This window comes from Pedobacter sp. MC2016-05, assembly GCF_026239735.1.
GTDB lineage: Bacteria > Bacteroidota > Bacteroidia > Sphingobacteriales > Sphingobacteriaceae > Pedobacter.
Genome location: NZ_JAPIVT010000005.1, coordinates 136,369 through 151,383 on the forward strand (window position 1 = coordinate 136,369; position 15,015 = coordinate 151,383).

At 35.4% G+C, this 15,015-nt stretch carries 11 protein-coding genes; 2 read left to right on the plus strand and 9 right to left on the minus strand.

What is annotated here, in order from left to right:
* Nucleotides 1–34: 34 nt before the first annotated feature.
* Both OQZ33_RS09170 and OQZ33_RS09175 read right to left on the minus strand, forming a co-directional pair.
* Nucleotides 35–1,633, minus strand: coding sequence for an ATP-dependent DNA ligase (locus tag OQZ33_RS09170; RefSeq protein ID WP_265798743.1), 1,599 nt, complete (start codon nucleotides 1,631–1,633; stop codon nucleotides 35–37).
* Nucleotides 1,630–2,706 (minus strand): ligase-associated DNA damage response exonuclease, encoded by a 1,077-nt coding sequence (locus tag OQZ33_RS09175; protein ID WP_265798744.1) that lies wholly within the window; start codon nucleotides 2,704–2,706, stop codon nucleotides 1,630–1,632. The genes OQZ33_RS09170 and OQZ33_RS09175 overlap by 4 nt, the downstream gene beginning before the upstream one ends.
* A 132-nt stretch (nucleotides 2,707–2,838) precedes the next feature.
* On the opposite strand from OQZ33_RS09175, the gene OQZ33_RS09180 reads away from it, so the two are divergent.
* A complete protein-coding gene (locus OQZ33_RS09180; protein WP_265798746.1) occupies nucleotides 2,839–3,450 on the plus strand; it encodes a SatD family protein in 612 nt (203 codons plus the stop codon).
* Nucleotides 3,450–4,160, plus strand: a complete 711-nt coding sequence (locus tag OQZ33_RS09185) for a DUF3307 domain-containing protein (protein WP_265798747.1) — start codon at nucleotides 3,450–3,452, stop codon at nucleotides 4,158–4,160. The genes OQZ33_RS09180 and OQZ33_RS09185 overlap by 1 nt, the downstream gene beginning before the upstream one ends.
* Before the next feature lie 211 nt (nucleotides 4,161–4,371).
* On the opposite strand, the gene OQZ33_RS09190 is transcribed toward OQZ33_RS09185, so the two are convergent.
* The 7 genes from OQZ33_RS09190 to yidC form a co-directional block, all read right to left on the minus strand.
* Complete coding sequence (locus tag OQZ33_RS09190) at nucleotides 4,372–6,543, minus strand: S9 family peptidase (protein WP_265798748.1); 2,172 nt, start codon at nucleotides 6,541–6,543, stop codon at nucleotides 4,372–4,374.
* A gap of 94 nt (nucleotides 6,544–6,637) precedes the next feature.
* A complete protein-coding gene (locus OQZ33_RS09195; RefSeq protein WP_056848912.1) occupies nucleotides 6,638–7,321 on the minus strand; it encodes a DUF4412 domain-containing protein in 684 nt (227 codons plus the stop codon).
* Nucleotides 7,322–7,343: 22 nt separating this feature from the next.
* A complete protein-coding gene (locus OQZ33_RS09200; protein WP_265798749.1) occupies nucleotides 7,344–8,120 on the minus strand; it encodes an enoyl-CoA hydratase/isomerase family protein in 777 nt (258 codons plus the stop codon).
* Between the two features lies 1 nt (nucleotide 8,121).
* Entirely contained in the window at nucleotides 8,122–10,209 is a 2,088-nt protein-coding gene (locus OQZ33_RS09205; RefSeq protein ID WP_265798750.1) for a ComEC/Rec2 family competence protein, read from the minus strand.
* 3 nt (nucleotides 10,210–10,212) lie between these two features.
* Nucleotides 10,213–12,243 (minus strand): helix-hairpin-helix domain-containing protein, encoded by a 2,031-nt coding sequence (locus OQZ33_RS09210; RefSeq protein ID WP_265798751.1) that lies wholly within the window; start codon nucleotides 12,241–12,243, stop codon nucleotides 10,213–10,215.
* Nucleotides 12,233–13,033 carry a hypothetical protein gene (locus tag OQZ33_RS09215; protein ID WP_265798752.1) on the minus strand — a complete coding sequence of 267 codons (801 nt, stop codon included), beginning with the start codon at nucleotides 13,031–13,033 and terminating at the stop codon, nucleotides 12,233–12,235. The genes OQZ33_RS09210 and OQZ33_RS09215 overlap by 11 nt, the downstream gene beginning before the upstream one ends.
* A gap of 164 nt (nucleotides 13,034–13,197) precedes the next feature.
* Nucleotides 13,198–14,997, minus strand: coding sequence for a membrane protein insertase YidC (gene yidC / locus OQZ33_RS09220; RefSeq protein WP_265798753.1), 1,800 nt, complete (start codon nucleotides 14,995–14,997; stop codon nucleotides 13,198–13,200).
* Between the last annotated feature and the right edge of the window lie 18 nt (nucleotides 14,998–15,015).

Sequence of the window (15,015 nt, forward strand, 5' to 3'; positions counted from 1 at the left end):
CTTTCGGTTCCGATAAACACAGAAACCTGATTTTCTAATCATTTATAAACGTTGATGCTAACAACTGTCGCAAATCATCTAATGTGTTAATTTCAGCAGCTTTTTTATCTTTCCGCCATCTTAAAATCCGTGGAAAACGGAGTGCCAAACCAGCTTTGTGTCTTTTACTTTCTGCAATTCCCTCAAATGCAATTTCGAAAACAAGTTCAGGTTTTACGGTTCTCACTGGTCCAAATTTTTCTATTGCATTTTTGGTTACAAAAGAATTCACTTCTTTAATTTCCTTATCGGTTAGGCCAGAATAAGCCTTTGCAATAGTAACCAGGTTTTCGCCATCGCGAACGGCAAAGGTATAATCGGTGAAAAAATTTGCTCTTCTGCCACTACCTTTTTGGGCATAAATCATCACTGCATCAACGGTATAAGGATTTATTTTCCACTTCCACCAATCGCCACGTTTACGACCACTGTGGTAATGTGAACTCAGTTTTTTAAGCATAATTCCCTCACTGTTAATTGAACGTGAGGTTTGTCTTAACTCCGCTAATTCCTCCCAGGTTTTACACTTTATAACTGGTGATAGAATTACAGCACTTTCATCTAAACTACCAATTAACTGCTCTAATATTTTTCTTCTTTCACTAAGAGGATGTTCGCGAAAATCATTTGCCTCAAACTCCAGAATATCGTAAACGAAGAAACCAATAGGGGCGTCTTCCAGTTGTTTTTTACTGATCGTTTTGCGGTTCAAACGTTGCTGTAAAGTACTAAAAGATAAAACCTGCTTGTCCTGTACCGCTAGTATTTCACCATCTAAAACTGCACCATCTGGCAAAATATTAATTAAAAAATGTAGTTCTGGGAATTGCTCTGTTACCAATTCTTCGCCTCTGCTCCATATAAATAATTCACCATTTCTTTTAACAATTTGTCCGCGGATACCATCCCATTTCCATTCGGCTTGCCATTCGGCAATATCGCCTAACTTTTCTGGCTCTTGCTCCAAAGCATAAGCAAGGCAAAAGGGATACGGCCAGGAGTTATCTGTATTTACATGTGCCCCATTAATCAGCTCGGTAAAAGTAATTTCATAAGGATTCCACTTGCCCATAATGCTATGCATAATTTGGGCACTATCCAAACTACTTTGCTTGGCCAGGGCATTCACCAGCATCTTATTGGAAACCCCAATTCTGAAATTGCCTGAAATAAGTTTATTGAAAATGAATCGTTCTTGTGTTTCTAAGGTATTCCAGGCATTTAAGATGAAATCTTTTTTAGTTTCATCATCTTTACCTTCCAAATCGTGCAAATTTTCAATCCATTTATGTAATTGAATATCTGAAGTTTTCTCTGCAGGCGGGAGGAGCAGGGCAATGGTTTCACTTAAATCGCCCACGTTCGAGTAACTTTCAGAAAATAACCATTCGGGTGTTTGTGTAATTTCTATTGCCCAATATTTAAGCAATGCTGATTTAATTGGTCGACGGGGCTTTTTACCTGTGAACAGGGCGATGACCCAAATCTTATCTTTATCATCGGCAAAATTAAAATAATCTACTAATGCAGCAATTTTGTCATTGGTTTTATTGCTCAATTCAAGCTGCTGAATGAGTTTTGCAAATCTTTTCATTCTGCGCTTATGTTTTCAGTTTCTTTCTTTTGATTCTCTCCGTCAGCAAGATCAACTTTATTTTCTTCATCGTCTTCTTGCCCAAACTTGGTCATTACTTCTTCTGATTCAATGCCCTCATCATTTAAAAACCGACTAAAAGCGGCCGTGAAACCATGGGTAACATAAACTTTTTCTGCGCCGGTTGCAGTAATGGCATCCATTAGCCCTGTCCAATCGGCGTGGTCACTGAGGGCGAAACCCGCATCGGCACTTTGCCAGCGACGGTGTGCCCGAACCTGCATCCAACCTGAGCAAATACCAGTAACCGGATGGGATAAATTCTTAATCCATCGGCTATCACGCATGGCTGGTGGCACAATTACAATTCCCCTCTGTAATTCATCCTTGGTAGTTTCGGGTGTAATTCTAATCGTTTCTGGCAAGTTTACACCAGCATTGATAATTACTTCATTTAGGTTTGCGATACTATTGTGAACATAGATAGGAACACTGCCCGCAAGATTTTTAATTAAACGTTGTGCTTTTCCTAAACTATATGCAATTAATACACTTGTTTTTTGTTGTGGAATATTATCGCTAACCCAACTTTTAATTTTATCGAAAACGAGATCTTGTTTTTGCCATTTATACACAGGTAAACCAAAAGTGCTTTCAGATACAAATGAATGGCATTTTATGGGTTCAAAAATATCACTGATCCCATCATCTTCAGTTTTATAATCGCCGGAAATAACACAGATTTCCCCTTTATATTCTAATCTAACTTGTGCCGAACCAATGATATGGCCTGCAGGATAAAATGAAATATTTACACCGTTACGAACGATGCTTTCGCCATAATTAAGGGTTTCTACATTTAAATCTTCGCTAATGCGGCGTTTAATTATAGGCTTTGTTAAGGTGTGGCAGAGGTAATGTTTATTTCCAAAACGTACATGGTCGCTATGGCCATGTGTGGTTACGGCGTAATCTACAGGCCACCAAGGATCTACATAAAAATCTCCTTGCTTGCAGTAAATACCTCTTTTTGTAAATTCTATTAATGCCATGAGTACTAAACAATAAATCATGCTATAAGTTTTAAATCAATATCGGGTAATTAGCCGATAATTTAAAATATCGGGTAATTACCCGATAAATAGAAATATCGGGTAATTAGCCGATAATTTTTGGAATATGATTTAATAATCCGATATTGTATTATGATTTGTATTATAACAGGTGATATAATAGGTTCAAGAAAGATAAAGGATAGCTGGTTATTGAGCTTAAAAAATGCTTTAAAAGTAGTTTCAAAGCAGAATAATAAGTGGGAGATTTATCGTGGGGATAGCTTCCAGGTAGAGGTAGAGACAGAAAATGCTATCAAAACTGCAGCTTATCTAAAAGCTTGTATCAGAATAAATAAACCTGCAGATGTGAGGATGGGCATTGGAATCGGTGATATAAAAAGCAAGCGTAAAAAACTTTCAGAATCAAGTGGAGATGCATTTGTAAACTCTGGAGCAGCTTTTGATAGCTTAAAACAAGCAAAAGTTAATCTGGCTATTAAAACTGACTTCCCTGATTTCGATGAAGAAATTAATGTTATGATTAAGCTGTCTTTAATTGCAATGGATAGTTGGGGAATAGTTGCTGCAGAAATGGTCAAACTGGCATTAGAAAACGAAAATGTGTTGCAAAGTGAGCTAGCCGTGCTTTCAGGCAGAACCCAATCTTTGGTAAGTGAGGCTTTAAAACGTGCTCATTATTCTGAATTGATGGAGATGGATAAATTATACCGTAAAAAATTGAACCAAACGCTTTCGAAATAATGGAGATCTATTTAATTAAAATCATTATAGCGCATTTAGTTGGAGATTTTTTTCTGCAACCTAATTCATGGGTGAAAGATAAGGAAAGAAAGAAGCTAAAATCAAGCAAATTATATCTACATGTCCTGGTTCATATAGGATTAATTTTTGTTGTTTTTTTAAGCTTTAATGTTTGGAAAATAGCTTTATCAATCGGTGCCTTGCATCTCATAATTGATGCCTTAAAATCGATCTTTCAAACAAATAAAAATGCCAGAATCTTATTTTTTGTTGACCAGCTTTTGCACTTCAGCTCTATTGTATTAGTATGGAATTTTTTCTATAATGGTTATTTAAATATCAGTTTTATAAATGAAACGCACACGTGGATTATAATTTCGGGCGTTTTATTTTTGACTATGCCAACATCCATCATTATGAAAGTAATTATTGCCAAGTGGTTACCAGAAAGCGACGATGAGAGTCCGAAATCTTTGCAGAATGCAGGGAAATATATTGGTATTTTAGAGCGGACATTGATTTTTGTTTTCATCCTCACCAATCACTTTGAGGCTGTAGGTTTTCTGTTGGCGGCTAAATCTATTTTCCGCTTTGGCGATTTAAAAGAAGCACACGATTTAAAATTAACCGAATATGTACTAATTGGTACCTTGCTGAGTTTCGGAATCGCCATAGTAGTTTCACTAATAATTATGGGATTGATAAAATAAATTTTCCCTGCCGGATGTTAAGCTTTATGCTAAGCTAACATTAAGGAGAATGCAGAACATTGCATTTTAAATCCGATTGAAATGTAATACTTTTTTGAGAAACCTCGCAGGTTTTTAAAACCTGCGAGGTTGATTTTTACAAAAAAGATTAAAATGAAAAGCGGGGCTATCGAAACCGATTCCCCGCTAAATTGCTTTTCAAATATCAATTCTATTTTGTGCCTGGAGGGCAGTTATCTTTCAAAAACTTAGTATAAGTGAGCGATAAATGTTCACTCGTTCCATCGCCCTCAGAAATACTGTGCGTACGATTTGGATAGCTCATTAATTGGAAAACCTTTCTGTTTTTAATCAATTCGTTAATTAACATTTCGGCATTTTGATAATGAACATTATCATCGCCAGTACCGTGAATGTAAAGTAAATTACCCTTCAGGTTTTTGGCATAAGTAATAGGAGAGCCCTTAACATAAGCTTCTTTGCTTGGAAAAGGAGTGCCCATATAACGTTCCTGATAAATATTATCGTAAGTTAATTGGTTACCAACAGCTGCAATGGAGATACCTGTTTTGTAAATTTCAGGATATTGAAACATTAAGTTTAAAGTGGATGAACCACCGCCACTCCAGCCCCAAACGGCAACACGATCTTTATCCATAAATGCATTTGTAGCCAGCAGTTTTTTTGCGGCCATGGCCTGATCGCGGATATTAATTACGCCAATGTTTTTGTAAATACCCTTTCTCCAGGCTGCACCTTTAGGAACAGGCGCACCACGATTATCCATAGAAATATAGATATAACCATCTTTGGCCATATCGCCGGCATACAGCGGATTTCTACCCGCTCCATAAGTATCAGAGGCTGTTGGAGAAGCAGGTTCGCCATAAACATAAAATACTACAGGGTATTTTTTATCGGGATTAAAATTATCTGGTTTTTTCATCCAACCATCCAATTCAACACCATCTTCTGTAGTTACTTTAAAGAATTCTACTTTATTTTTAGGTGCTTCTTGTTTTGATAATTGGTTAGTAATGCTACCATCCATGGTGAATGGATTGCCTGTAGTAAAATTCATCCATTCGGTTACCGGCCTTACTGTAGCGCTATTGTAGGTATGACGAGCGAAAGCTGCATTAGGGGAAATATCATAGCTGTGCGTGCCAGGAAGCAGGATAGATGGCGTAACTTGTTCTAACTTGCCCTTACCATCAAGCTTGGTTTTATACAAATAACGTTGTGTGGCATTATTAGGCGAAGCGATGAAATACAAATAGTTATTTTTATCGTCGATTAATTTTACATCGACAACATCGTAATTTCCTTTTGTTACCAGCGTTTCTTTTTTTCCATCACGACTAATTCTATAAAGGTGTGCCCATCCATCTTTATCAGATAAAATGGTAAACTCCTTATTGTCATTTAACCATTTCCACTCATCTTGGGCATCAATCCATGCTTTTGCTTTTTCGGTATAAATGGCTTTAGCAGCGCCACTGGTTGCATCGCAAATAAATACAATACTTTCATTTTGCTCGCGATTTAATTGTTGGAGAATTACCTCATTGCTATTTGGAACCCATTGCATCCGAGGAATATAATGTTGAATATTATCGCCAGGGATATTTAACCAATTGGTTTTAGCAGTATTTACATCGACAATACCAACTTTACAAGCTGATGGATTTTCGCCCACTTTCGGATATTCTACAGGAATGGTGAAGGGATAAATCGAATCGGTATTATTAATCATTAAAAAATTCTTGATTTTAGTAGCGTCGATTTGCCAATAAGCAATAGATTTTCCATCAGGACTCCATCTAAAACCATCTCTGCAATCGAATTCTTCCTCGTAAACCCAATCAAAAGTGCCGTTAATCATTCGGTCTGTTCCATCGATTGTTAAGGCCTTCATGTTAGTCCCGTCAGTATTTTCCACATACAAATTGTGTTTGCTTACATAAGCAACCTTACTACCATCGGGCGATAACTTTGCAAACATCAACGATGATGCAGGCTTGTCTTTACCTATTTGAGTGATCTTATTCGCTGTTAAATCAGCCAACCAATAATCGCCACGTGTATCGTAACGCCAAACTTTTTTACTATTGGTGTAAATCAAAGCTTTAGTTCCATCGGCAGAAAGTTGAAAACTACGAACTGCAATAGGGGCATCTTTTCCAGAAGGCGTTAAAAGTGCCCGGGAAATAATCGTTTTTTTCTCACTTTTAGGTAGCGTAACAGAAACAATTTCTCCGCTGGTAATTTGATAATAAGAATTGCCATCTTTTGCCCAATTTATGCCTTGAGCTTTTGCATCAACAAGTGCACAAACGGCAATGCAAACAATTGAAAGTTTGAGTAATAAGTTTTTTATCATAGAAAATTAGTCATAAAAAAAGCTTTTTAACTTTTGGGCTAATTTAAATAAAAGCCGGCAGTTAAAAAGCCTTTGATTGTAAGATATAAGTTAGTTATTCTCCGCCACCTTGCATTTTCATTAATTCGTCCATAGTTACTACTTCGTAACCTGCCGGAACGTCTTTCGAAATTGCACCCACTTTACCTTCAGCAATTGATTTTAATGTTGTTGTAGTTTCGATACCGCGTTGAACCATTGTAAACTTTACTGGAAATGCACCTAAACCTGGGAAATAGTTTTGAGAACCTACGTTCGGAAGTTCTACATCTTTTGTTGCCCATAATTCGTGAGCGCCACCTTTATCATCTTTAAATGTATATTTTTCAGCATTGTAACCACCTACAGTTTGTTTTTCGCCAGTTGCTTTGAAATCTGAAAACTTAGCGATTGCACCCATAGCTTTTTCTACATCTTCTTTTGATTGTTTTACGGCGAATTGTTTTTGAGCGATAGGCACATCAATTAATAATAAACCAGTTTTTTCGTTGTTATCAGAAACGATACCAATTAAAGCAGGACCTTGTTCCATTTCAATTTTAGTTAAACCATTATTGAATTTAACTTTCATTTCTGCAGGTGGTTCCTGACCACCCATTGCAGCTTTTTGCTCATCAGTTAATTTATATTCCAAGCCGTAAGTAATCGTACCTTCAGCAATTTTTTTTTGCGCATGTGCGATTATTGCACCACTAACTAAGATTAAAGCGACAACGCTTGTTTTGATTGATTTTAACATGTTTTTATTTAAGTTTAGTTTTTTACCAGTTAATTTTTTCTTTATTTAAAAATGAAGCAATTCCTTTTTTAAAATCTTCACTTTCCCTCACTCTAGCATTTATTTGTACTGCAAATTCCAAGCTTTTCTCCAGTAAGGGATTTGTTGTTTGGTTAATTAGCTGTTTTGTGATCATCAACGAATTACCAGAACTCCCGCCACACAAACGTAGTGCAAATTCTTTAACACTTCGATTAATTTCTGCTGAATTTGTTACATAATTTATCAATTTATATTCCAAAGCTTCCTGAGCTGTGAAGGTTTTTCCAGTTAGCAATAATTCTTTAGCTATAGTTTCGTTTACCTTTTGCTTCAAAAAACAAGAAACGATAGCCGGTACGAAGCCGATTTTAACTTCTGTATAGCCAAAACTGCTTTCAGGGGTGGCGAAAATAATATCGCATATTGTGGCTAATCCGCATCCTCCGGCGATTGCATGTCCCTCTACCTGTGCAATAACGATTTTCGGAAGATAATAAATGGTTGTAAAAAGCTTTTTTAAGTTGTTCGAATCTATAACATTTTCTTCAAAGGTATTTTGTTGTAATTGTTGAAGATACTCTAAATCTGCACCCGCACTGAATGAACCTCCATTGGCGTTTAATACGATTACTTTAACCGCATCATCTTCTGATGCGTGAATAAATTTCTCAGTTAATTCCAAAATTAATTGAGGATTTAGTGCGTTTCTTTTTTCGGGTCTGTTGAGGGTTATGGTGGCAATTCTTTCTTCCACACGGTACAAAACCAGGTTTTCCATGTTATTGGGTTAGGTAAACCAAATATGCAGGATTTTTCTTTAAAATATGAGCTTCTATTTTATTATTCTCCGCAAATTTTTTAAAGGTTGCTATTTTATAATCTTTATTTGTAGCGTCGATAATTAAATGTCTAAATGTTAATTCTTTAGGAAGATTTTGCAAATTGTATTTGTTATTAGCTGTTAACCAAACGCTTGAAAATTTACTATCGATTACTATCTTTTTATAATTAAGGTGTTCATCAATCAGTAGAATATTGTACTTATAAAATACAATTTGGTTATCTTTTTTAATGAAATTCTTCGAAACGGTGTCTCTTTCCAAATTGGTAAATCTAATTGCATTAATCTGAGATTGTTGCAGTGCGGGCTCAATAAAGAATTCGTAATTTCTATCGTCTGAGCTTAAATCGGTAAGTAAAATTGCGGTTTTACCATCAATAAATGCAGCTGCATAATTTTTTCTTAAGGTGAAAAAGATAATTTTCTTCTGATGGATAGCCGTCCAATCATTATAAAGGGTAATTGCAGAACAGGCGACATAAATCAACGCGGAAAAGATATAAAATTTAGCACTCTTACCGACAAGCCCGTAAATCAATAAGCCCAAAGCAATACTCATCAAGATTAATTCTGGAAGAGTAATCCATACCGATGAAAAAGTAGAAAATGGTAAATCGGCAATCCGTTTTAAAACGGTGTTTGTAGTAACGATTATCCATTCAAAAATTGGGGAAATTTTATCTATAAATGGAACTAGAATAGCAATTCCTAAAACCATAATAAAAATAAGCGGAATAGAGATAAACAAATTCCCTATTAAAAAATAGACAGGAAACTGATGGAAATAATAAATACAAAGCGGAAATGTAACCAATTGTGCCGATAGAGAAAGTGCAATCAATTGCCAGACTTTATTCAGCCATTTATTTTTAACGTAAATCCATTTGTAAATCTTTGGTTGAAGATAAATTAAACCAAAAACGGACAGGTATGACAGTTGAAAACCAACATCCCAAATTAAGAATGGATTGTAAATCAGCTGGCAAAATGCCGCAAATGCTAAAGTGTTATATCCGTTTTTATTTCTGGCGAAAGTTTTAGCTGTGATGAAAATTGTGATCATAATCGTCGCCCGGACGACAGATGGAGATAAACCTGTAATTAATGAATAGCCGCAAATCAGACTACAGATGAGGATAAACTTTAGAATTTTAAGTGAACGTTTTTTGTCCAGAAAAGCTAAACAAAAATCTAGCACAAAGAAAATTATCGCCACATGACTACCGGAAACAGAGAGTGCATGTATCGTTCCAGTTTTAGAATAAGCTGCTAGCGTTTCCTTACTTAAATCAGCCCGATATCCTAAAATGAGTGTCGATGCAACTGCAAAAGCTTCATCATCTTTTATTAGTTTTCGGTATTTTGCCACCTGCTTTTCCCTCAAATCCAAGGCAAACTTTATAATCGGATTTCCAGTATTTCTATTAGTTTTAAGCAAGTGCTTTTGGTTGATAAATGTTTGTTCGTAAACGTTTTTGCTGGCCAGCCACCTTTTAAAATCAAATTCAGCGGGATTATATGGGGGTTCAACTTCCAGATATTTTGCGGACACTATCAACTCATCACCATATTTTAATTTTACTGGGCTTAGGCTATCTACCTTCAAAGCTAGCAATAATTGTCCGCTCAGCTTAACGTGGCTCGAATTCTCGTAACCCGAAACTACGTTTGCCGTAAACCTTAAAATATCATTTGTTTGCTCGGGTTCATCATTTATCCAAATTTTTAAGTAAGTATATTTCTTTTTGGCGAAGTAATCTTGCCTCAGCTTGTGATTATTTAAGAGGCATAGTAATCCTCCCAGTATAAAAAAGAAAATAAAAATTAAAGATCCTGTTATGCCTTTAAACTTATAGCCCTTAGCCTTTTTGTAAATTATGTTAATAGTTAATAAAAAAATGAAAATCACTACCAACGTAATCTCAGTAATCAAAATCATTCTTTGCGTTGCGATGAAGTAAAAAATGCCAATCCCAATTAAAAAAGGAATTAGAATCCTTGCGAAAATATATTCTGCTTTAAACATATTTTAAAATTGATACCTCAACTGAATTTTTATCTCTGATTTTTTATTGCCTTGTATTTCGTCCAAATATGAACCAACTGTTTCTACATTTTTATAAACAAACATGGCGTATCTTGCCCAAATATTTAATTTTTTAGCAAGGTTATATTTCAGGTTTAAGTAAGTCCTGAAACCTTTTCCACTGTACATTCCGAAGGCAAAACTATATAGCACATCATCTTCGTAGGCATAAATCCGGCTGTTGTAACTTGGTGTGTTGAAATATGCAATTCTTAGATTTCCGGTGACTTTAGAAAACATCGGAGAGTAATCTACATCCTGGTAAATCAGATAGCCAAATTCACGATTTGCTTCGCCTTTTTTATATTGAGAAACTTCCATTCGGTTTTGAAAGCTCCATTTTTTATTGAGTTGCCAACTCACTTCTATGCGGTAGCCTTCTTTCTTAACATCATCCAAAAAGTTAATCGGGACATCCAAATCGGTGTTTTGTTGTTTGTGTTCAGTTTTAAATCTTGCTAAAAATTTAAAGGTTTTGCTCGGGGTGTAAACCGCCTGACTTAAGATTTCGTAGCCTTTCGATGGTGCATCTACACGATATTTTAACCAAGGAAATTGGAAGTAATCGCCATAAATGGCGAACGCCCATTTTTTGTTTGGAGTGATGTTTAAGCCTGCATACAATCCTTTTTCGTTTATCGCTTCGCTTGCCTCAGCCAATGCCTGATTAAAAAAATTATGATAATCCTTTTCATAATTCCGATACGTTATTGCAGCAGAAACTATAGGAGAAAGACTGATTAAAGCACCATTAACATAAGCTAAACTGCTATTTAAACTTTTTCCAACTTCACCAAAGAAGTAAATATTTTCGTAGGTATAATTATAATAGGCACCCAAATTTGTTAATGAATTTCCTGTAAAACTAAACCGATCGTAAACCGCAGTTTGTGTAATGAAACTATTTCCGTATTTACTATGATAAGCAATGGCACCAAATCCAAATTCATTTTTGGTATATTGAAGTGCTGCTCCATAAACCTGTTGAGTCAAAGAATTTTTGTTTTCGATTTCTGTCGGTGTTCTGTGGTAACCACTTTGATTAATTGTTGCTTGAACTAGATTGCCATCAAAATCTAGCTCCTGACTTGCATCAAGATTTCTAAAAGAGACGAAAGGAGTAATGTCAATATTTTTGTAAAGATTAATTGTCGCGGATGCACCTCTTAAAAATGAATATTCATTAGCTGAAGTATAAGGACGCAAGCCCAAATCTTTTTTTGCCACGCTGGTAACATCTGGCCCTTTACCAAAGGCAAACCCCGACCACATGGTAACACCTTGTCCGAATTGTAAGGTGTAATCTCCAATTACTAACTTTTTAACTTTACCTAATTTAAATAATGCAATATTTCCAGAGTAGAAATCAAATGGTTTACCAACGAATTTTTCACCAGCATCTTTATCCAGGGTGATGGCGGCTGAAACAATTGTTCCATAATGGTAACGATAGCGGGCTTGAAACTTTTCTGGAGATCCTAAATATCGGTTTCCGGGTAAATCTGTAAAACCTTTTTGCGTCTGCAAAGTTTGTGCAAAACGCATCACTAAATCATTCTCTCCTAAAGTTAAGATATTTTTGAAGCTAAGTTTTTCGTATTCTGTTGCAACACTCAAAGTAACAAAGGGTAACAAACTCTCTACAGTTTTGATATCAAATGCATCAATACTTTGAAGCTCCAATACATTAACAAAATCTCCGTTATCTTTTAAATAGGAAAAGAAGTTACTGATTTGAAGAGGAGACAAAAACACAAGCGTCTTCAATTCTTCCGGCGAAGTTTTGTTAAGATTAATTGGATGCTTTTTATATCTCGTCAGCACCTCAATTAGTTCAGTCATATCATAATCGTCAGGAAGATTTTCTGCTACACTTTCCAAAATATCTCGAACATCAACTTCTTGCTCAGCAATTTGAGCGTTTGCAATGAAACCCGTCACTACAAATACCAATGTTATAAGTCTAAAACGCATAAGCAATTGCAATTTGGGGTGCATAACCAAGGTTGGCATCATAGGTAGTTGCCATATCAAACAAGAACTTTTTATAGTTTAAACCGAATCCAGCATATTGCTTAAAAGGTTTTGCACTTAAACCACCGCGTAGGCTCAATAAACTGATAATTTTATAATCGATACCCAAGCTAACATCAATCGATTCATCAAGTTTTTTACTGATAGATGTAGCAATTAATACCTTATCAGAGGCCAGATAACTTGCAACAACATTAATCGATGTTGGAATTTCTATTAATATTTCAGTGTTGCTGAATTTTTGTTTTGATGGATTACTTAAAAATGCTCCGAAAGTAAATTCATTATTAAAATGGTAAAGCGCCCCAACATCTAATGAAAAACCTGTTGAAGCATCATAATTCGCAATTTTAAGTTGATGATAGTTTGCGTTAAGGCCGATTGATAGTTTGTTGCCAAATTTTTTGGCATAAGCAAAACCAATTTTGCTCTCATTGTATTCTGAAAATCCGTAGCGTTGGAAACTAAGTCCAACAAAATTGTTTTTTAAAGGTAGAACAGCAACTAGCGCTTGTGTACTAATTTCATCACTAAAAAGAAGTTTAATGTAGTTTAAGGCAATGGTTGGCTGCTCGAGCGAGGTTATTCCCGATGGATTTGACTGTAGCGCCCAAACATCGGTAACGGCGGTGCCACTGTTGCCCATGGCAGTAAGCCGAGGACCCAGACTGTTTTGACCGAATAAATAAAAAGGCGTAAGGGAGATTAACAATACATTCCATATTTTCATTTGAGGGCGTTAAACCAGTAAATAAAAAATAGGGAGGATTGTGTTTGGTTATTTCAATTTAGTGAAATTAAATTAGAATTGATAACTATAATATTTTTAAAATTCTCAGTAAAAATAAAAACCTCGACTGTTTTCACAATCGAGGCTCTTTTATAATCATTTAATTATTTTTTTGCCTGTTGTTGCTGACGCATGTAATCATCTAAACGTTGTTGAAACTTAGATTTCTTCTTTTTCTCATCAGCTGGTCTTGCTTTATTCTGTTGAATTAAAGCATGGATTTTATCATCATCTACCATTTTACGAATTAAGAACTGCTGTCCGAAAGTCATTAAGTTGGCCAAGAAATAATAATAATTCAAACCTGCCGGATAGCTGTTTAAAACGCCTAAGAAAATGATTGGCATGATGTAACCAATGTATTTCATTTGGCCAGTTGCACCTGAAACCTGATTGTTGAAGTAAGTCATGATTAATGTTGAAACCGTCATCAAAACACACATTAAACTCAAGTGATCGCCAATAAATGGAACTTTAAATCCGAATTTAATAAACTCATCATAAGTTGATAAATCTTTCATCCATAAGAAACTTTCTCCACGTAATTCGAAAAGGTTAGGGAAGAAGAAGAAGAAAGCCATTACCAACGGTAATTGTAAAACCATTGGTAAGCAACCACCAAGTGGATTTACACCAGCCTTTTTGTAAAGTTTTAAATATTCTTGTTGAACCAAGGTTGGATTATCCTCACCTACTTTGGCTTTAATTTCATCCATTTCTGGTTTCAATACCCTCATTTTAGCCATTGATAGGTATGACTTGTAAGTTAATGGAGATAACGCAACTTTTAATAAAATGGTTAATACCAAAATAATTAAACCGAAATTCCAGCCGAAGTTGTTAAGAAAATTAAATACAGGCAATACGATAAAACGGTTGATGTATTTTAACGGCCAGTAACCTAAATCTACTTGTTTCTCTAAATCGTAACCTTGATCTTTTAAAGCAGAGAATTTGTTGGTACCAAAGTAGAATTCCATGCTGTATGCCTGGTTTGCAAGATGCGCATAAGGTAATTGCATATTAGCATCATAAAATTTAACCTGACCAGGAGCTGTTGGGATTTTTACTTCTAAACTTCCTTTTTCGAAACCATCCTTCGAAATTAGCGTTGCAGAGAAAAAATGTTGTTTAAATGAAAACCACTGAATTTTTCCTTTTCCTAAATCTTCTTTTTCATCTTTTGATACACTTAAGTGATCAACATCACCATCTACATATTTATAGTATGGAGCCGAATAACGGTGCTCGCTTTCCAAAGATTTTTCTTGTTGTAGTAAGATAGTTTGCCAGTTTAAAGAAATGTTATTTCCGGCAATTACTTGTTGTAAGCCAACCAGGTTGATGTTAAAGCCAACTTTATTACTTGCAGCTTTTAAATCGTAAACATACTCAACATAAGCATTTGCGCCATAATTAGCACGCATGGTTACGGTATTACCAGCTTTAGTAGGAGTGAAGTATAAATCGTTAGTGTTGATTACTTTGCCAGCAGCATTTAAAGTTAAGCCAAATTTATTGGCATTTCCGTCAAATAATATTAGCGGCTTGCCAGCATAGGTTTTTTGTCCTTTAACTTCTACCGAGATAATTCTACCACCTTTATTACTTAGGTTGATTAATAATTTCTCATTCTCTAAAACTGTTTTTGCATCTATTCCTGTTATTGCAGAACCGAAAGGACCTTTTAAAGCCAAAGAATCTACAGTTGGTGTAGTTGCTACAGCAGTTGTGTCTTTTAAAACTGGTTTAATTCCAGCGTTTTTTAGTGAATCAGCTCTCTTTATAGAGTCGATTCTGGCATTTTCTTTTTTTATTTCAGCATCTTTTGGCCCAAAAAAGTAGAATGATCCCGCCAAGATGATCATAATCAGGAATAATCCTGTAAAGGTATTTCTATCCATTATATTTGTTTGTACTGC

Bases quoted from the DNA above. Each gene is read 5' to 3' on its own strand.
- OQZ33_RS09210 (WP_265798751.1), bottom strand. From the start codon at position 12,243: ATGCGTTTTAGACTTATAACATTGGTATTTGTAGTGACGGGTTTCATT.
- OQZ33_RS09200 (WP_265798749.1), bottom strand. From the start codon at position 8,120: ATGGAAAACCTGGTTTTGTACCGTGTGGAAGAAAGAATTGCCACCATA.
- OQZ33_RS09180 (WP_265798746.1), top strand. From the start codon at position 2,839: ATGATTTGTATTATAACAGGTGATATAATAGGTTCAAGAAAGATAAAG.
- OQZ33_RS09215 (WP_265798752.1), bottom strand. From the start codon at position 13,033: ATGAAAATATGGAATGTATTGTTAATCTCCCTTACGCCTTTTTATTTA.
- OQZ33_RS09195 (WP_056848912.1), bottom strand. From the start codon at position 7,321: ATGTTAAAATCAATCAAAACAAGCGTTGTCGCTTTAATCTTAGTTAGT.
- OQZ33_RS09175 (WP_265798744.1), bottom strand. From the start codon at position 2,706: ATGATTTATTGTTTAGTACTCATGGCATTAATAGAATTTACAAAAAGA.
- OQZ33_RS09185 (WP_265798747.1), top strand. From the start codon at position 3,450: ATGGAGATCTATTTAATTAAAATCATTATAGCGCATTTAGTTGGAGAT.
- OQZ33_RS09170 (WP_265798743.1), bottom strand. From the start codon at position 1,633: ATGAAAAGATTTGCAAAACTCATTCAGCAGCTTGAATTGAGCAATAAA.
- OQZ33_RS09205 (WP_265798750.1), bottom strand. From the start codon at position 10,209: ATGTTTAAAGCAGAATATATTTTCGCAAGGATTCTAATTCCTTTTTTA.
- yidC (WP_265798753.1), bottom strand. From the start codon at position 14,997: ATGGATAGAAATACCTTTACAGGATTATTCCTGATTATGATCATCTTG.
- OQZ33_RS09190 (WP_265798748.1), bottom strand. From the start codon at position 6,543: ATGATAAAAAACTTATTACTCAAACTTTCAATTGTTTGCATTGCCGTT.